General features: G+C 65.9%; 17 protein-coding genes and 1 pseudogene. 10 read left to right on the top strand and 8 right to left on the bottom strand.

Translation table 11 applies throughout. The annotated features are described in order from the left end of the window. Nucleotides 1-2: 2 nt before the first annotated feature. The 3 genes and pseudogenes from ACFV9M_RS17855 to ACFV9M_RS17845 all read right to left on the bottom strand — a co-directional run. On the bottom strand, nucleotides 3-416 hold the full coding sequence (locus ACFV9M_RS17855; protein ID WP_385064002.1) for an ATP-binding protein: 414 nt from the start codon (nucleotides 414-416) through the stop codon (nucleotides 3-5). Nucleotides 417-537: 121 nt separating this feature from the next. Then, the gene (locus ACFV9M_RS17850) at nucleotides 538-2,076 is read right to left on the bottom strand and encodes an ABC transporter substrate-binding protein (protein ID WP_385064000.1); all 1,539 of its coding nucleotides are present in this window, start codon (nucleotides 2,074-2,076) and stop codon (nucleotides 538-540) included. Between the two features lie 225 nt (nucleotides 2,077-2,301). Further along, nucleotides 2,302-2,748: pseudogene (locus ACFV9M_RS17845) on the bottom strand (metallophosphoesterase); the annotation flags it as partial. Between the two features lie 816 nt (nucleotides 2,749-3,564). On the opposite strand from ACFV9M_RS17845, the gene ACFV9M_RS17840 reads away from it, so the two are divergent. Then, nucleotides 3,565-3,825: a GntR family transcriptional regulator gene (locus ACFV9M_RS17840; protein ID WP_385063999.1), complete on the top strand. Its 261-nt coding sequence runs from the start codon at nucleotides 3,565-3,567 to the stop codon at nucleotides 3,823-3,825. Nucleotides 3,826-3,967: 142 nt separating this feature from the next. Here the strand turns inward: ACFV9M_RS17840 and ACFV9M_RS17835 are convergent, their stop codons facing one another. The 3 genes from ACFV9M_RS17835 to ACFV9M_RS17825 all read right to left on the bottom strand — a co-directional run bounded on the left by ACFV9M_RS17835 (nucleotide 3,968) and on the right by ACFV9M_RS17825 (nucleotide 6,625). After that, nucleotides 3,968-5,113, bottom strand: coding sequence for a methyltransferase domain-containing protein (locus tag ACFV9M_RS17835; RefSeq protein WP_385063998.1), 1,146 nt, complete (start codon nucleotides 5,111-5,113; stop codon nucleotides 3,968-3,970). Nucleotides 5,114-5,131: 18 nt separating this feature from the next. Continuing rightward, on the bottom strand, nucleotides 5,132-5,989 hold the full coding sequence (locus ACFV9M_RS17830) for a radical SAM protein (RefSeq protein WP_385063996.1): 858 nt from the start codon (nucleotides 5,987-5,989) through the stop codon (nucleotides 5,132-5,134). Nucleotides 5,990-6,124: 135 nt separating this feature from the next. Then, entirely contained in the window at nucleotides 6,125-6,625 is a 501-nt protein-coding gene (locus ACFV9M_RS17825) for a hypothetical protein (RefSeq protein ID WP_385063995.1), read from the bottom strand. Between the two features lie 594 nt (nucleotides 6,626-7,219). On the opposite strand from ACFV9M_RS17825, the gene ACFV9M_RS17820 reads away from it, so the two are divergent. The 3 genes from ACFV9M_RS17820 to ACFV9M_RS17810 all read left to right on the top strand — a co-directional run bounded on the left by ACFV9M_RS17820 (nucleotide 7,220) and on the right by ACFV9M_RS17810 (nucleotide 8,848). Then, nucleotides 7,220-8,047 (top strand): helix-turn-helix domain-containing protein, encoded by an 828-nt coding sequence (locus ACFV9M_RS17820; protein WP_385063993.1) that lies wholly within the window; start codon nucleotides 7,220-7,222, stop codon nucleotides 8,045-8,047. Next, nucleotides 8,044-8,253 (top strand): DUF397 domain-containing protein, encoded by a 210-nt coding sequence (locus ACFV9M_RS17815; RefSeq protein ID WP_385063992.1) that lies wholly within the window; start codon nucleotides 8,044-8,046, stop codon nucleotides 8,251-8,253. The genes ACFV9M_RS17820 and ACFV9M_RS17815 overlap by 4 nt, the downstream gene beginning before the upstream one ends. Before the next feature lie 214 nt (nucleotides 8,254-8,467). Further along, on the top strand, nucleotides 8,468-8,848 hold the full coding sequence (locus ACFV9M_RS17810; protein WP_385102490.1) for an SH3 domain-containing protein: 381 nt from the start codon (nucleotides 8,468-8,470) through the stop codon (nucleotides 8,846-8,848). A 1,237-nt stretch (nucleotides 8,849-10,085) separates the two neighbouring features. Here the strand turns inward: ACFV9M_RS17810 and ACFV9M_RS17805 are convergent. Then, nucleotides 10,086-10,889: a GntR family transcriptional regulator gene (locus ACFV9M_RS17805; protein ID WP_385063988.1), complete on the bottom strand. Its 804-nt coding sequence runs from the start codon at nucleotides 10,887-10,889 to the stop codon at nucleotides 10,086-10,088. Between the two features lie 172 nt (nucleotides 10,890-11,061). Between ACFV9M_RS17805 and ACFV9M_RS17800 the strand changes: the two genes are divergently transcribed. The 6 genes from ACFV9M_RS17800 to ACFV9M_RS17775 all read left to right on the top strand — a co-directional run bounded on the left by ACFV9M_RS17800 (nucleotide 11,062) and on the right by ACFV9M_RS17775 (nucleotide 15,336). After that, nucleotides 11,062-11,445 (top strand): hypothetical protein, encoded by a 384-nt coding sequence (locus ACFV9M_RS17800; protein WP_385063986.1) that lies wholly within the window; start codon nucleotides 11,062-11,064, stop codon nucleotides 11,443-11,445. Then, a complete protein-coding gene (locus tag ACFV9M_RS17795; protein WP_385063984.1) occupies nucleotides 11,445-11,903 on the top strand; it encodes a hypothetical protein in 459 nt (152 codons plus the stop codon). Before ACFV9M_RS17800 ends, ACFV9M_RS17795 begins: the two co-directional genes overlap by 1 nt. Next, nucleotides 11,903-13,240, top strand: a complete 1,338-nt coding sequence (locus ACFV9M_RS17790) for an FtsK/SpoIIIE domain-containing protein (RefSeq protein ID WP_385063982.1) — start codon at nucleotides 11,903-11,905, stop codon at nucleotides 13,238-13,240. Before ACFV9M_RS17795 ends, ACFV9M_RS17790 begins: the two co-directional genes overlap by 1 nt. Then, nucleotides 13,237-13,425: a hypothetical protein gene (locus ACFV9M_RS17785; RefSeq protein WP_385063981.1), complete on the top strand. Its 189-nt coding sequence runs from the start codon at nucleotides 13,237-13,239 to the stop codon at nucleotides 13,423-13,425. Before ACFV9M_RS17790 ends, ACFV9M_RS17785 begins: the two co-directional genes overlap by 4 nt. Before the next feature lie 63 nt (nucleotides 13,426-13,488). Further along, nucleotides 13,489-13,827, top strand: coding sequence for an SH3 domain-containing protein (locus tag ACFV9M_RS17780; protein WP_385063980.1), 339 nt, complete (start codon nucleotides 13,489-13,491; stop codon nucleotides 13,825-13,827). A gap of 60 nt (nucleotides 13,828-13,887) precedes the next feature. Further along, nucleotides 13,888-15,336, top strand: coding sequence for a replication initiator (locus ACFV9M_RS17775; protein WP_385063978.1), 1,449 nt, complete (start codon nucleotides 13,888-13,890; stop codon nucleotides 15,334-15,336). A 451-nt stretch (nucleotides 15,337-15,787) separates the two neighbouring features. Here the strand turns inward: ACFV9M_RS17775 and ACFV9M_RS17770 are convergent, their stop codons facing one another. Then, a complete protein-coding gene (locus ACFV9M_RS17770; RefSeq protein ID WP_385063976.1) occupies nucleotides 15,788-17,347 on the bottom strand; it encodes a recombinase family protein in 1,560 nt (519 codons plus the stop codon). Nucleotides 17,348-17,378: the final 31 nt, after the last annotated feature.

Raw genomic sequence — 17,378 nt, 5'->3', positions numbered from 1 at the left:
GTTCAGGGGGCAGACGGGTCGGGCGGGGTCACCAGTGCCCACACCGTCTTGCCGTGCCGCCCCCTGTTCCAGACGCCCCATGTGGCGGCGAGGGCCTCGACGAGGTGGAGGCCGCGGCCGTGTTCCTCCCACTCCGCGACGGCACGCGGGCGGGGGTCGAGCCGGCCCTCGTCGGAGACCTCGACGAGGCAGGAGCCGTCGGCCAGGGCGGTGGCGGCCACCTCGAACTCGCGCTCGTACGGGGACCCGTGCCGTACGACGTTGGTGGCCAGCTCGGACACGATCAGGACCACGTCCCGCAGGGCCGGGTCGTCCGGGCCGTGGCCCCAGTCGGCCAGGTGGTCACGGACCCGGCGCCGGGCGAGGCCCACGGACGCCGGATGCCGGGGCAGCCGGAAGGAGTTGCGTCTCGACACGTCAGCTCCTCACCCCGCGCACGCCTCCGCCCCATGGTGCCCCGTCGGGTGACTGCCCGGTGTCACGTGGGCGCATGCCCGGGCAGCCCGCGGAGCCGGCCCGGGTCCGTCCGGATCCGGCTCAGATCCGGTTCAGCCGCCACAGCCGGAACACGCCGTTGCCGTCCGCCAGGTACTGGCCTCCGCCGACGTCGGCGCTGGTGAGGACGTACTCCTTGCGCTGCCACAGCGGGACGACCGGCACGTCCTCGGCGATGACCGCCTGGAGTTCGCGGAAGTCGTCGGCGGCGCGGCCGCGGTCGGCGTACTGCCGGCTCTCCTGGATGTACGCGTCGACGGCCTTGCTGCTGTAGCCGGTGTTCATGGTGGAGTCGGTGCCGACGAGCGAGGCGCCGAAGGTGTCCGGGTCGGGGTAGTCGGCGACCCAGCCGACGGCGTACGCGTCGAGCCCGCCGGACGTCCACTGCTTCTGGAAGTCGGTCCACTCGTAGCCCTTGACCGACACCTCGAACAGGCCGTCGGCCTCCAGTTGCCGCTCGAGCTCCTGGGCCTCCTGGGCGGCGGCGCCGCTGCCCAGGCCGTAGCCGTAGGTGAAGCTGACCGGGACGTCGACGCCGGCCTTCTCCAGGAGCAGGCGCGCCTTGTCGGGATCCTGGTCCGGGTAGTCGTCGAAGAACGAGGTGGTGTGGCCGGTGATGCCGGTCGGGATGAGCGAGTACAGGGGCTCGACGGTGCCTTCGTACACGGAGTCGGCCAGTTGCTCGCGGTCGATCAGCCAGGCCATCGCCCTGCGCACGTCGGCGTCGTGCAGCGGGGAGCCGGAGCGGGTGTTGAAGTACAGGTTGCGGGTCTCGGAGCTCTCGGCCTCGACGATGCGCTGGTCGGTGTCGCCGGGGTCGAGCGCGGCGAGCACGCTCGGCGGGAGCTGGCGCGTGGCGACGTCGACGTTCTCGGCCTTCCAGGCCTTGTCGAGCGCCTCCGGGTCGGCGTAGTAGCGCAGTTCGACGGACCCGCCGGTCTCCACCGCGCCCTTGTAGCGCGCGCTGGGGGTGAGGTCGACCCGCTTGCCCTCGCTGAACCGGGCGAGTTCGTACGGTCCGGTGCCGTCGACCTGGTCGTCGGTGCGCAGGGCGTCGGCGGGGTAGCGCTCGCGGTCCACGATCGAGCCGGCCCCGGTGGCCACCTTGAACGGGAAGGTGGCGTCCGGCGAGGTCAGATGGAAGGTGACGGTACGGCCCTCGGCCTCCACCGACTTCAGGGTGGAGAACAGGGACGCCGGACCGACATCGGAGTTGATCTTCTTGACCCGGTCGAAGGAGAACTTCACGTCCTGGGCGTCCGCCGCGCGGCCGCTGGGGAACGTGAGGTCGTCGCGCAGCTCGCAGGTGTACGTGGTCAGCCCGCTGCCGTCGAAGGAGCAGCTCTCGGCCGCGTCCGGCACGGGCTCGGCGCCGCCCGACTCGTAGGTGAGCAGTGACTGGTAGACGTTGCTGAACAACGCCCAGGAGCCCGCGTCGTAGGCGCCGGCCGGGTCGAGCGAGGTGACGGTGTCCGTCGTGCCGACCTTGATGGCCTCGTCCGAGGTGTCCTGCGACGGCAGCAGTTGCCAGCCGCCCACTCCGACGGCCGCGAGAACCAGCAGCGTCGCGAGGATGCGCATGCGAACCGATCGCACGGTGGTGCCCTGCCCTCCCCGGGCCCACCGGCCCGGTCCTCCACGTGCCACTCCCCTGTGGCGGCGGGCTCACCTAACCACACGTGTTTCCCCTGGGGGAAGAGGAATCTGGTGAGATGGGCAAGAACTTGCCGACCGGTTGTTTCGGCCGAGTTTCACAGCTCCTCCTCACGCCCTTCTCGCCCCGGACAAAGGCGTGGTGACGGCACGTCAGGCCTGGGTCGAGGCGAGTTCGACGACGGTGATGTCCGACGGCGCGCCCACCCGCGTGGGCGGGCCCCAGGCGCCGGCGCCGCGGGAGACGTACAGCTGGGTGTCGCCGTAGCGTTCCAGGCCCGCCACCGTCGGGTTCGCGGCGGCGGCGAGGAGGTTGCCGGGCCAGAGCTGGCCGCCGTGGGTGTGGCCGGAGAGCTGGAGGTCGACGCCGTGGTCGACGGCGTCGTGGATCTGGACGGGCTGGTGGGCGAGGAGCACGCACGCGCGCGTGGTGTCGCGGTCGCCGAGCGCCGCGGCGTGGTCGGGGCCCTGGCCCTCGCTCTCGCCCGCGACGTCGTTGACGCCCGCCAGGTCGAACCAGGGCAGCTCGGTGCGGGCGTTCTCCAGGGGGCGCAGACCGAGCCGGCGCACCTCCTCGACCCACTGCTCGGCGCCGGAGAAGCCCCACCTCCAACTAGGGGGTGAGGCTGAAGAGTTGTCTGGTCAGTGCGGGTACGGGGTCCTTACAGGCAGGCCATGAGGGGTGCGCCGTTCATGGCCCCTAGGGACTCAGCCCAGTTCACCGGAGGGATGGGCCGGCGGGAACTCGACGGCGTGGTCTGGGCAGGCATAGAGGGTCACCCCCGGGCCAGTCGGACGCTGGATGTACCGAACGGGAAGCGGGGCCCACGTCCACCTCTTGCACCGGCAGCACCTCGCGCCGGAGGGGTCCGGGATGGGCCGGGTGTCGCGGAGTGCTGCGATGTACCGGGCGGCGGTCATGCGGCCTTCTCCCGGGTTATGACACTGCCGAGACCCATGGTCGGGAAGTCGTAGTCAATCCCGAGGTTGGCGAACGCGGCAGCATAAGAGCGTTCGCGCTGGAGAGGTGGCAACGCTTCCAACCGATCGTCCGTGAAGATCTCCCGAACGATGCGGGAGGACGGACCACGCCATGGCGTGGTCCAGATTCGAAGGGGCACGGGCTCCGGAGCAGTGGTCTGCGCGTTGAGGTACTCCGCGCTGTGGCGTCCGGGGCGACGGGGGGCTAAGACTGCGAGCACCCAGGAAAGGGCGCTGGCGATAACATCGCGCATACGTCGGTCAGCTCCTACTAGCTGTCTCGGCTAGCCCCGAGTGGACCGGGCCTAATCGGTCTCTCGGGGCGTTTCTGTGTTCAGGGGTCACGCTAAGCCAACACGTCTAACTCGTCTACCTGCCTAACTTGTCTACCTGTCTAAGTCGCCTAGAAATGGCTCGTTGTCTACGCTCTGCCGCATGCCCGAGCGCCCTGAGAGTCCACAAAGCCCCCGCGCGCCCTACATGGATGTGCTGGACGCTCTTTTGAAAGAGATCGAAGGGAAGGCGCCGGGTGAGCCGATTCCGTCCGAGGCGGAGTTGTGCCGGCGCCATGGTGTGGCTCGGGAAACGGCACGTCGGGCGGTCCGCATCTTGCGGGAGCGGGGGCTGATCGAGACACGGTGGGGCAAGGGGTCGGTCGTTGCCGAACGCCCGGCTTCTGGGCAGACCGATGCTTAGTTTGTGCGGCTTGGGGCCGTAGAGACCGCTCCGCCCGTGCATAAGGGTGGATGCACGGGCGGAGCGGTGGCGACGCTTTCACAGCATCGCCGGTAGGCGCGCCGAGCGGACGGACGGGGAGGGGCCGCTCAGCACACTGGGTCTACTGCTCGCCCATGGACGCGCGCCACTGACCCCGTGACAGGTGGCACACTCCGTCGGGCGTGATCCGCACGCGGGCGCCGAGCAACGGCAACGCTCCTTCCGCATTGAGTCGGTTGCGGATGCGTTCCAGCACTTCCCAGAGCTTTTGTGGGCCACTCTGATGGACTTCAGGCGGGTTGATCCACTCGGCCGTCGCCCGTGCCCACGAACCATCCGGGTGAACCAGGATCGCCGTTCGCGTGCGTCCGCTGGTCGTGTAGCCGACTTCTACCCCTGGTGCTGTCACCTCCAGCATGGAACGGAGTTCCCACGCGTTGGCCACGTCCACTACGGGGTAGCGTCCAATGCTCTTCAGCGCTCCCTCCTCCTCGCTGGCGAGAGCGAACAACTCGGCAAGAGGGGGCGGGTAGTCGTCGCCGGAGCGGGTGAGCATGAAACCTGCCATGTCCCGTTCGACCACACCCACGACGTTCCCGCTGGTGTGCTTCCAGCCGGTGACGATCAGGGATGTGCGGGCGAGCGTTGTTGCGATCCGTCCGCCGGGGGCAAGGGCGTCGACCACCGGGCGGAGTCCTGGTCCGGGGGCGAGTGCGACGGTGGACACGATGCGTTCGTAGGTGCCCGGTACGTGCTCGGTCGCGTCCGCGGCCATCATCTTCGGGTGATAGCCCAGGGATGCGAGCCGCTCCCCTGCCACGCTCACGAGATACGGGTCAACATCCAGGCTCGTCACGTGCTCGTTGCCGAGTCCGTGACAGGCGTACGCGGTGAGTCCGCCGGCACCCGTGCCCAGGTCCAGAAAGGGCAGGCCGGGCGCTAGGCGGCCGTGTCGCAGCATGCGCACGATCAGACTCGGCAGTGTCGCCGACGACGTGGGCCGCCCATCGGGTTGATCTCCGGGGTCGGCCTGGTCGGCGTGGAGCGTGCCGACTCTGGTGATCAGTGATCGGTCTGCGTACGCGGCCTCTGCCCACGCTTCTGGATCACTCGGCCCGTTGCGGCGAATCCACTGGCCGACCTCATTCAGGTCCCACCAGTACGGCACCAGTTCGTGACGGGGCACGCGTGCCACTGGGGCAAGCCAACGCGAGTCGGGGTCAGTGACCCGGTTCGCGAGAGCTGTTGCCTTGCTCTCCCAATCCATATCGGCGACTCTTCCAGGTCAGTACGCGGGATCGCACGCTTCGGTACCCGCCGGGTCACAGTCCGACGAGTCGTCCGGGGTGCAGGCGGCGCGCGGTGCGGGGATGCGCGCTGCCAACTCCGTCCATGCCTCTCCCCCGAGCAACTCGGCGAGCGGGGTGGTCCGTACGTTCCCCGCCGGGAAGTCACGCGAGAGCACGCAGCCGGCCAAGTCTCCGTTGGGGAGGACGGCGGCACGGCCTCGCGTGCACCTACCGCACATCTCGCTCAGGGCCGGTTTCGTGCCGGGGAGCATGGCACGCCCCACTGCCCGCACGCGGTCTGTGTTGATGTTGGTCACTCCCATCGCTTCCAACTCGGCGCGGGCTTCGGCGATGCGCTGTTGCGGATGGACCTGCACGATTCCGGCGCGGATCGGGATTCCGCGCGTCACGGCCTTGCGGATGTTCGATCGGGTGCGGGCGTAGCTTCCCGCACGGCCGGTGATCTTGTCGTGTTCCTCGGGGTCGTCGCTGTAGTAGCTCGTTCCCAGCGTCACTCCGTCGCGGGAGAACACCCCCCACCACTCATCACGCACATGAAACAGGTTGGAGTAGACCTCCACGTGCAGCCCCAGCGAGAGCCCCAGTTCCGTGAACTTCTGCCAGTGGGGATGGACGGTCGGCTCTCCGCCAATGAGCTGAATCGTCCGGATGTTGAGTGCGGCGGCGTCCGTGATGACCGCGCACCAGTCCTCAGGCGTCATCCTGCCGTTCGTGGCCTGCGGGCTGGACTCCGACAGACAGTGCGTGCACGTCAGTTGGCACTTTCCGGTGATCTCCAACTCAAGGGACCGGATCCGGGCGACAGATACGGGCGGCTCGACGAGTGCAGTCATGGCCAGTTCCTTCCTTCCTCGGCTTGCTGTCATGGCGTGGTGCGACCCGGCCGGCTGCCCGCCGTCATCAGAGCAGCCGACCGGGAGTAGTGCCCGCTCCGCCCCAGCGAAAGGGGGACTGGGGCGGAGCGGGCTTCAGCGGGGAACCACCCTCGCTGATGGGATGCTCACCGTGACCGCTGGTGAGGTGGGCGTAAAGGCTTGGTAGACGTGGCCCGGAACTGGGACCTGGATGGGCCACACAGACAGCGTGTAGCGGCAATCCGCGTCGTCGACTACGAGGAACAGCGGGTCTCCGCCCTTGATGCGCTTGCGGGCGGCCTGTTGCTCCCACCGGTCCATGCACCAGAGGCGAAGTTGCGTGGGTCCGTCCGGGGAGGACACGTTCGGCTGCTCCATGAACGGCTGCACCCATCGTGAGCGCTGCGGGTCGGGGTCGAGCCGATCGGCGATGTGTCGGGCATTGCCGGTGATCCATCTCAGGGCGAGCACCGGAGAGATCGTTTCGTGAGTGCCCAAGACGAAGGTCGACTCGGTTCCCCAGCCGTACACAAGTCCAGCGGCGCGTGCCTCGCACCAGTAGCCATCAGGTGTCGCGCGGTCCATCATGCCGGGCCCCTCTGCCACATCACCCACGGACGCTCGATCACCTCGGCGAAACTCATGTGCCCCGGGTGCTGGCGCAGGTGATCGAATGCCCACTTCTGCGGCTGGGCCGGGTCGGTGGTCGTCTCCGACGTTGCGCCGCACTCGGTGTCGTCGTCTTTGAGGGTGAGACAGCGGAGACCGTACGTGATCGGCGGGGCATCCTCGTCTCGGTCGGGGCGTAGCGTGAAGTCAACAAGCCGTAAGACACGACCGGCAGCAGTCACAGCCGCTCACCCCGGCTTCGGGCGTTCGCCCGTTCTGTCGCGTACCTCAAGCGTTGTTCAGGGCTGGCCGGCTGCACGTCTTCGGGGTCCACTTCCCACTCGACTCCGCCACCCTCGGGGCGCAGGGCCCAACGTGCACCCACCACACCGCGAAACTCGCCGACCCGACCTTGAGCATCAACCAAGAGCGTGCCGATAGCCGGGAGGCGTGGGGGCTCCTGCTGCTGCGAAGTTCCGTTCTCCCCAGACAAGGGCCGCTCCTCTCCGTAGTGCTTCCACTACCAGGGCGATTCAGCGTCCCCTAGACTCGGAGAGTCTTCAACTTGCAGCGTTTGCACGGAGAGTTGGACGGTGACCGTTGAACCGAAAAGAGCTAGACCCAGAAACATCCCCAGGTGCGGCATACGGGCAGCGTTTACGCGGGTTACGGGACGAGCGCGGTTGGACTCAAGACGACTTGGCGGAGCGCATCGGGTACTCCGGGACGCACATCTCAGCCGTAGAAACTGGTCGTCGGTCCCCAACTCCTCGCTTTTCGCACAGCGTTGACAGGGCGTTCGGCACGGGAGACCTGTTCGAGCGACAAGGGCGAGCCGTACGGCACACAGCGCTGCTGGAAGGGTTTCCGGACTATGTCGCTCAGGAGGAACACGCGACAGAGATCCGACTCTTTGAGCTGGGAATCATTCCGGGGCTGCTCCAAACCCCGGAGTACGCCGCGGCGATCACATGGGGGGCCGTGCGGCGCGGGGCAATCACGGAGTACCAGGCAGAGGAGCGGCTGTCTCTACTCGCTCGGCGGCAAGCATCCTTGGAGCGCACCCCCGCACCCATGGTCTACGTGGTTGTAGATGAGAGCTGCCTTCTGCGAGCGGTCGGGGGGACGGAGGTCATGGCGGCACAGTTGGATCGGCTGACTGCGTTCGCCGAACTTCCCTCGACCGTTCTCCAGGTGGCTCCGTACGATCTTGGCGAACGGCGGGCGTTCGATCTGCCCGCAACGCTCTTGACCCTGACCGATCGATCCTGTGTCGCATACGCAGAGTCGGCCCTGCAAGGGCGCTTGGAGCGCGAAACGAGGTTCGTTCAGCCTATGTTGACGGCCTACCATCAACTACAGGCCGAAGCGTTGTCACAGGCGGCGTCAGTGGCCATGATCAGCGAGCTTCGAAAGGGCACCCCGTGACGACCGAACACCCGCGTTGGTTCACGTCCTCGTACAGCAGCAACGGCGGCCAGTGCGTAGAGGTCGCTGCAAACCTCGTCGCCTCGCGTGGCGTGGTTCCTGTCCGTGATTCCAAGAACCCTGCTAGCCCGGTGCTTGAGTTCCCTGCTGGGGCCTTCTCGGCGTTCACAGCGTGCGTCAAGGCCGGCGGCCTCGGCGTCGTCTGAACCAGAGGCAACTCTTCACCACTCGTGCGCTCGGCTGGGACTTCCCGGCCGAGCGATTTTGTTTGAGCGACGACCGCCGACAGCAAGCCCCGTGACCTGCACGCATCAAGCTCATTCGGATAAGTAGTTGAACTAACCGCAGCGAAGCTCGATCCTGGCCACTCATTCGGATGAGCGTCTGAGTGAAACCAACCAACTGTGCGGTATAGCAAAAGTGGAGTTGATCATGAAGGGTAAGGCCCTGCGATCGCTGGCCATGGTGGGCGTTCTGGCGGTGGGCTTCGGCCTGGTGGGCTCGTCGGCGGCCTCGGCGGTGATCCCGCCGGACCCCGGTGGTTCGTCACCCCTGGTCCGTACGTACGTGTCCACGACGACGACGAAGGTGCCGACCGTGAACGGCCTCCGGGTCCGTAAGGGTCCCGGCGCCAACAGGACCATTCTGGGCCTGATTTACAAGGGTGACCGCGTCAAGGTCATCGGCACCGCGCGCGACGGCAAGGGGCAGCGGTGGGATCACGTGAAGCTCACGCGGCGCTCGGCGGGGGGCCTGCCGGCGGGTTACGTCGGCTGGGTTACGGAGATGTACCTCTACTGACTTGATGTTCAGTAGCTGACTTGGGTGACCTTCTTCGCTCCCAGCGAGGGAGGTCACCCTTCCGCTTCTTTTGTCACATGCCTGTGACGCGTTCACATGCACACTCTGTAGCACCTTGTAAACACAGGGGGCACAAGTAAACTGCGTGGTCTGTTACATGTATTGCAACATGCGTTCGAACTGGGCGGGGGAGCCGGTCGCGCCAACCAAACGAGTGCGAGGGTGAATGTGCGATGACGGAGGGTACGTCCTCGGGTGTCGGGGGTGACGGCAGTGCCGACGAAGCCGTGTTCACTCGGGGAGTTGACTATGTGTCAGCCTGGCGGGAAGCGAACGTTGCGGTTCAAGAGCTGCTGATCGCGGTTGAGGCTGTGGGCCTTGACGTTCGGGTTGTGCGGGCGGTGCCGCATGCGGGTGCGAACGGGGCGCCCGTGGTGTGGTTCAGCCCTGAGGGGGTTCGGCTGATCGCGGCCTTTATGCGGTCGGTGCACTGGGGCCACGCTGGAGCGCAGAACACGGAGACAGGAGGAAGAACCTTGGCGGGTAAGGGATTGCAGACCCGGTCCGGTTCGAAAGTGTGGATCGTGCGTCAGCATGACGGTGAGTTCATCCACTGTGATGGCTGCCCTCGGCCGATCAGGATCACTGGCGTCGGGTCCTCTGCTGCTGCGGCTCGTCGGCACGCAAACTCCTGCCGTAAGTAGGCGGGTCAGGGCAGGCTCGGGCAGATGCCGGCCGACCGCTGCTCGGGCTTGTGGGAACCCGGAACCCCTACGGCGGGAAAGTTGCTGGTCGCGTGCGTGATGACCTCACGCGCGCACGGATCTTAGCCACGGCGAGACCCGCATTCGCGCGTGAGGTTGTCACGCCTGGGCGGGGTCCAGGGGCGCGCTATAGCGCCCCTGGTACCACCGGCCTCGGCTTCAACCGTCACGGCCTGGCGCTCCTCGGCGCTGAACGCTGGCGGCTGGAGCAACCCGCTCCCCTCGACCCCGACATGGGCCTCGGGTACGGGACGGCGGGCGGCCTGCAACGGCGGCTGCACTCTCGGTGTCGGACTGCAATGACAGATCCCCCTCGATGAAATCTGCGGGGGCTTCTCTGCTGCTCGGGGGTCGGCTCCTGGGTGTCGGGCGGTCGCCGACCGGACGGGACCGGCCGTAGGCCGCATGCCCGGCCGGGGCGGCATAAGCCGCCCGGCGCGCCGGAGGCGCGCCCTTGAGCAAGTAAAGAGAAGTTACGCCGATCCGGATCGTCGGCGCGGGGTGCGCTTGGCGGGGGCCTTGGTCGGCGCGAGTGAGAACGTGAGCTGACACGTAGCGGCGGGCGCCTTCAGCTCCTCGCACAGCAGGGGGCGGCCCTGGTCGGCGTCGGACGTGATGCGGTAGGTGATCAGGAGCGGCGCGGCGTCGTCGAGACCGAGTGAGGCGCGTTCGTCGGGGAACGGGGCGCGGGCGGTGACGTGTTCGGTGAACACCAGGGAGAACCCGGCTTGGCTGAGCTGGTTGTAGACCTCGTTCGGCGGCATGTCGGGGGTCTCGGCCAGTGCGGGCGCCTCGGCGGCGGTGGCAAGTGGGATGAGAGTCCGGTGTGCCATGCGGGTTCCGGTGCTCGGGTCGTACACCATGCGGTCGACGCTGAAAGCGTCCTGGTCCTGCTGGCCAAGGTGGACGGCGGGCGGTCCGTCGAGACTCGTACGGCTGATGGCCGGTGCTTCGGCCTCGCTCATCTCGGGAAGCGCCCAACTCCCCCTGGCGCTCTGTTGGATGGTGCGTGGGACGGCGACGGGCGGAACGACGCCTCCTGCGCTGATCACAATGGACCCCTTGCCCTGGCGGGTCTCGATCAGCCCCATGCGCTTCAGCTCCGCCATGGCTGAGCGGACAGTGGCCTTGCCCACACCGTACATGCGCTCCATCTGGACTTCGGACGGCAGGGTCTCACCGGTCTTGTACCGGCCTGCCTTGATGTCGCCGGCCACCTTTTCCGCTAGCTGCATGGACATGGTTGGGCGGCGCTGGATGTGTTCTCGGGCTGCCATGGCTAGGTGTCCTTCTCGTAGGCGGCGACGGCTGCTGTCAGTGGTCCGTGGTAGGCGCGGCTCAGTCACTCAAGAGAATAAGTGGTTGACCGGCCCGCGCATAGCCGGACAGGATGAGCCAACTCATTCGAATGAGTGGTTGAGTTGCGATTGGGAAATGAGGTGAAGTCCTGTGCAGAACAAGCCGGTAGATGTGGCGCGGCTGGGTGCCATCCGCTGTGTGGTGGCGCCTGAGCCCCGTACGACTCCTGACGGTGAGGTGCGCCGGGACCGTGATGGCAACCCTCAGTGGGTCACGGGTCTGTCTGTGCGGCAGGCGGAGGGGCGCCGGGCCGACGTGATCGAGGTGGTGACCTCTGGTCAGCCGCAGGGCATCACGGAGGGCGCGGAAGTCGCGGTCAGGAACCTGTGGGCTAATGACTGGTCGGTGGAGGGACGCGCGGGCACGTCGTACCGCGCAGACGGCATTACGCCTGTGGCCTCGGCTTCCTCCGCCGCTTCGACCGCTGGCGGCTCGACCGCCGGCCCACGGGGCAAGTCGGGTGGTGACGCCTGATGGAGCGCTATTTCTGGCACCTGAACGGACCGCAGGCGGACGGCTTGGCGTGCGTCCTTTGCAGCGCCGACTACCTGAAGATGCGGATTCCGTCTGTCGAGATCGGCAAGGTTCCCGAGACGGAAGCGCCCGTGTACGCGTGCGCCGATCCGTGCGCGGAACGCATCGCTGAGGCGGCCGAAGCGATGGCTCGGGAGATGCGGGAGGCTGCCGCGGAAGTCGGCGCACGCTGGGAGGCTGGTGCGTCGTCCGACGATGACGACCACCTTGGCAGCGACGGCCATTTCGGTTCCCTGCTGAGGGACTTGAGGGCGCTCGTCGGCACGGAAGCCCTGTTGGCGGTCTCGGACGACTTGCCGACGATTCGCTTCCTCCTGGGTCTGGCGGCCCATCATGCTGAGGCGGCCCGCACTCACGCGAAGCTCATCCTGGAGCGCACTCGGGACGGTGACGAGTAGTGTCCGCGCCCCTCGTCGTCTGGATCCTCACGGCGTTGATCATCGTGGCGGTGCTGACTCAGAGCTGGTGGGAACCGCGCTTGGCCGCTCGTGGCACTCGGTATCAAGCTCGGCCCTGGCGCTGGTGGCTGGCCGGTTACCCGCAGACATCGGCGCGCATCTGGTGGACCTGGAGGCGTCTCGCCTACCTGAACGGGTTGTCGGTGAGCCTGGCTCCTGACCGACGGGTGATGGGCCGGAACTTCGTGGTGCAGGGGACGGCGCTCAAGCCCAAGCCGCCCCGGCTGACCGTGCCTGTGCCGACCCTCACGGGTCTTCGGATGCGGGTGATCCTGCACCCGGGCCAGACCCCGGTTCCCTTCTTCTCGGCGGCTCCGGCCATGGAACACGCCTGGCGCGTGCATGGCGTGCGGGTGCAGTCGACTCGTCGGGGAGAGGTCCTCATCACGGTCATGGCGACCGACCCTCTCTCTGGTGATGCGCCCTTCCGGGTGTCCCGCCACTGGGAGCTGCTGACAGCTGACGTCGGCCGGACCGAGGAAGGTCAACCCTGGCTGATCAACCTGCGGAAGGTTCCGCACTGGCTGATCACGGGGGCCACACAGTCCGGCAAGTCGTCGCTCCTGGCTGCGCTCGTCAAGGAACTGTCCCGTCAGCCTGTCGCCCTGGTCGGTGTCGACTGCAAGGGCGGCATGGAACTCGGCCTGTTCGGCGGGCGCCTTACGGCCCTGGCCACCGACCGCAGACAGGCGGTCGGGCTGTTGTCCGGCGTGGTCGACGAAATCCAGCACCGCATGGGCGTGTGCCGTGCGGCGGGTATGCGGTCCATCTGGGACCTGCCCGAGGACGCGCGGCCCGTTCCCGTCGTCGTGATCGTCGACGAAATAGCAGAGCTGTACTTGACGGACGGTTCGCGGGAGTCGAGAGATGAGGCAGACCTCTGCGGAACCCTGCTGCTGCGAGCGGCTCAGCTCGGCGCGGCACTCGGCGTCCACCTGGTCGTAGCCGGACAGCGGGTCGGCTCCGACATCGGCCCCCGCGTGACCGCACTGCGGGCGCAGCTCGGCGGGCGTATCTCGCATCGCGCGCATGACGAAGCATCAGCCGAAATGACGCTGGGCGACATCAACGCCGACGCGGTGGTCACGGCCCAGACGATCACGGAAGACGAACAGGGCGTGGCCGTGGTCGCCATGAACGGCCAATGGGCTCGTGCCCGGTCCCGTCTCGTCACAGCGGTGGAGGCCGGCGAAATCGCCAGCATCAATCCTCCGACTGATCCATTCCTGATTCAGCCGGATCCCGTCGAGTTCACGAAGGGAGGTGCGGCACATTGAGTAACGCGCTGTATGTGATCGACGGAGTTCTGTTCCTCTACGCCTTCATGCTTGCCCGTTCCCGTGAGGTCGCCATTCATCAGGTGATCCTCATATGCCTGGCGGGATTCCTGTTGGCCATGACCCCGCTCGCTGATCCGCTGTGGGCACTTTTCATGGTCATCACTGGCGGCACGGTCGGATAGTCGAAACATCCGGCGGAATCTGCTCGCCGGCCATGCAAGAAACACACAGAAGGAGAATTCGAAATGAAGGCCCTGTTCCTCACGCGCTCCGCTGCGGCCGTTGCCCTGGGTCTCACCGTGGCGGCCGGTGCCACCATCAAGGCCCCCGACGCGCACGCGGCCACCCTGCCCAAATCCTGCACCTGGACCTGGTCCTGGCCACAGACAACAGAGGCGTCCACGGCCGCGAGACTGCGCACCGGTCCGGGAACGACGTACACGGTTCTGGGGATTCTCTACAAAGGGAACGACTTCACGGAGTACTGCAACAAAAACTTCAAGTGGAGCTACGGCAAGGTCACCAGCGGCCCGAACAAGGGGAAGTGGGGATGGGTGAGCTACGCCTATCTCAAGCTGGTTTAAAAGTCATCAGGAGCTGACGTCATGAACTCCGTACTCGTTCCTCGCGAAAGGGGGCCTCCCATGTTTCCGACCACCGAAAAGGCGCGGCGCTCAGTGCTCGATGAGGCTGAGCGTCTGCGCCTCCTTTCTCCCACGGAACGGGACATGATCCGGCTGGCCAATGAGCCGGAATTCCCGCGCTGGCTCGATCAGATCAAATCCATCGGCGGCTGCGCGCACCCGATCTACCTTGCCGGGCACACCACCACTCGTGACGTGGTCACGGGTGAGGTGCTGCGGCATTACGACACGTCCGCGGAACCTGGCGGCCGTATGCCGGTGCGCTGCCGCAACCGCCGGGAAACCCGCTGCGCGCCATGCTCCCGCCTCCACGCTGGCGACACCTTCCACCTCGTCCGCTCCGGCCTCCTCGGCGGCAAGGGCGTCACAGACCGCGTGCAGCTCCACCCCCGGCTGTTCGTCACGCTGACGGCCCCCTCGTTCGGCGCTGTCCATCGCGTGAGCAGTCCTGAGAGGTCCGTATGCCGTCCTCGTCGGGATGGCGGGGCCTGCGAGCATGGGCGGCCCCTGGGCTGCGGCCAGAGGCACGCTGAGACGGACTTAACGGTCGGCCAACCACTGTGCCGAGACTGCTACGACTATGCAGGCCACGCCCTCTGGCACGCGTTGGCCGGCTCACTCTGGAACCGGTATTGCCACACCCTGAGACGGCACCTGGCCACAGCGGCTGGGATCGCGCAAACCCGCCTCGGCGAACACCTCACGGTGTCCTTCGCGAAGGTCGCTGAATACCAACGGCGCGGCGCTGTTCACTTTCATGCGGTCGTGCGCCTCGACGGACCGGACGGGCCTTCTTCTCCTCCGCCTGTGTGGGCCACTTCTGACCTGCTGGCGGAAGCGATCCGCTCGGCTGCTGACGTTGTCGAGGTTCACGCGCCATACTCGCTGGCTACGGGTGAGCGGGTGATTCGCTGGGGCGCCCAGCTTGACGTTCACGCGATCCGATCGGATGCCTTCACCAGCTCAGCGGCGGTCACTGACAGTGCCGTTGCGGCCTATGTCGCTAAGTACGTGTCCAAGAGCGTCGGAGACTCCGGCGGCGTCGACTACCGGATTACTGACTTTGACGGCATCCGGCTTGCTCCGGTGAATGCCCACATACGCGCGCTCATGGCCGTGTGCTGGCGCCTGGGCGGCCTGGCCGAACTGGAAGGGCTAAACCTCCGAGCTTGGGTCCACACCTTGGGATTTCGCGGGCACGTGCTCACCAAATCCCGCAACTACTCGACCACTTACGGCGCCTTGCGAGCAGTGCGGGCAGAACATCAGGGAGAAATCGAACCAATAAGCCATGACGGTGCGGCAGTTACGGAATCGGCGTGGCGCTATGTCGGCTCCGGCCACTCACTGGCGGAATCCGATATTGCAGCGGGCATCGCCGAAGACCTCGCGTTCCTTCGGGAGATAAGGAAGGAGATAAGAGCGGAAGGGAGTGAGGAATATTATTGACATAGTCGGCCGCTTCTCTCCTGGCTTTGAATGCGACACCCCTTCCGCTGATTCCCCAAGCTGGCACGTCACTTCTAATGACTGGCTTACGGCAAGGAGAATTTCAACGCTGCTTGGCGGAACTGCACTCCTAGAGGAGTCCCCCGACGGCGACAAGTGGACCGTAGGAGCGCGTTCACCTAACTTCACCATCATCACCGAGAGGACAGGCCATTCAGACATTGTCTTCCGCTTGGCGAGTGACAGAGAACTCGGGCTCTTCGAGTTCTCTTCCAAATCAAAGATCCTCACAGACACTCTGATAAGAGAATTCGGAACCATCTCCACCAATCACCTCTGCGAGCTGGCGATAACACCAATCGATTTCAGAACCAGAAACGGGGCATCCATTCGCTATTTGCGGCCAACATTTCTGGCACTCTCCTAGCATGAGCAAGCGCCCCGATGGAAATCATTCACCATCGGGGCGCTTGCTTGGCCTAGCTCTACCGCCGCACTGCTCATAGACGTTGGTTCCAGTGATCTTCACTCGCTCGCCGGCCTGCAACGAGAATAGTTCGACGCGCACGCCGAACTCATTCAGCAACTCGCGCCGTACTGCGTCATCGAATGCGTCCCGCCATTCGTCCGCCACGCTCCGACCCGTAGGGATCATCTTCATGCCGGCGGGGCGTTCGGGAAGCTTCTTGAGCTCCTCGATCTCCTTTCCCATGCGTGCGTACTCGGTGCGGAACCACTCGGCATCGTCCTCGGCGTCGTACAAGCCTGCTCGGCGGTCTTCTCGGAGCCTCTTGCGGTCTGCCTCAAGGTCGGCGATTTGGGCGGCGTAGCTCGTGCCCGGGTCGAAATCCTTCTTCATCACCTGCCCACTTCCGTACTCCGCCAGAAACCACTTCTCCACTTCTGCGTCAAGGCGCTGGATTTTCATGGTCGGCGCGGGCTTGCAGTGCTTGGAGGTCACGATTCCCCGCACTCGCGCCGTACACCCGTACCCCTTTTGGCCGTTCACGATAAGGCGTTCCCCGCAGGAACCGCAGAACGCTATATCTGCAAGGAGCTTCGTTCCCTGCGCCGCTCGCCCGTACGGCGATCCTTCCTTTTTCTTCTGCCTCGGCTTGGTCTTCTCGATCAGTGCGTCTCGCGTAGCTCGGTCCCAGAGTGCAGGGGCAATCTTCTTGGGGCGCCCGTCCTCCCCAAGAACGGGACGCCCTTTGTGCATGAGATATCCCAGGGATGCCTCATTCCACAGAATCCCCCGAAGACTTTGATAAGTCCACGCCTTCCCCTCGGGCTTACGCCCGTACATCACGGCCAAGTGGTCGTGAGGGCTTGGGACTCCTTCACGCGTGAGCCTTGCACACTCGGTTGAGATCGTGATTTTCCCGGTCGTGTCAGCCAGTATCCGTTGGGCTACATTGCGAATTTCCTTCGACGCTTTCGGGTGAAGGACGACTTCATCGACCTTTCCCGTTGGGACCCGGCGAACGTACATGTAGCCATATGAAGGCTTCTTCTTCGGCTGTCCGGCCTTTCGTGCGCGTACGTGCTCGTCCTGAATGCGCGTCTTGATGGCGCGGTGTTCGAGCTGGGCGCCAAGTGCCTTGACGAGTAGCTCTGACTCCTGGTTCGGGTCTTCGAGGTCCCAGACACCCGGATGGTCGGCCGTCACCAAGAGCTGTCCGGCCTCGTGGATCGTGTAGGCGGTGTTCAGGACGTCCCGCGCGTTGCGGCCGATCCGGTCGACTGCGGAACCCACGATGCCGTCGTACGGCCCTCGCTCGCCTTGAAGCCACGGGCCGAACTCGGGCCTCGTGCGAGGGTCTGTGGCGCCCGAGACTTCCCAGTCATCGGCCCAACCGATGATGTGGCCGCCCACGTCTACGGTGGCCTTAAGGATCAGGTCTAGTTGCTTCTCCGGGCTGTTGGTCGACTCGGACTTACGCGACAACCGCCGTACAGCTACAAGGCACTTGCCGCACCCGTCATAGTCAGTGGTCTCCGGCTTGTCCATGAGCGCCATGATCCAGGAACCCCCATAAGGT

The organism is Streptomyces sp. NPDC059895, from assembly GCF_042731035.1.
Taxonomy (GTDB): Bacteria; Actinomycetota; Actinomycetes; order Streptomycetales; family Streptomycetaceae; genus Streptomyces.
This window is presented reverse-complemented; position numbering and strand designations above follow the sequence as displayed.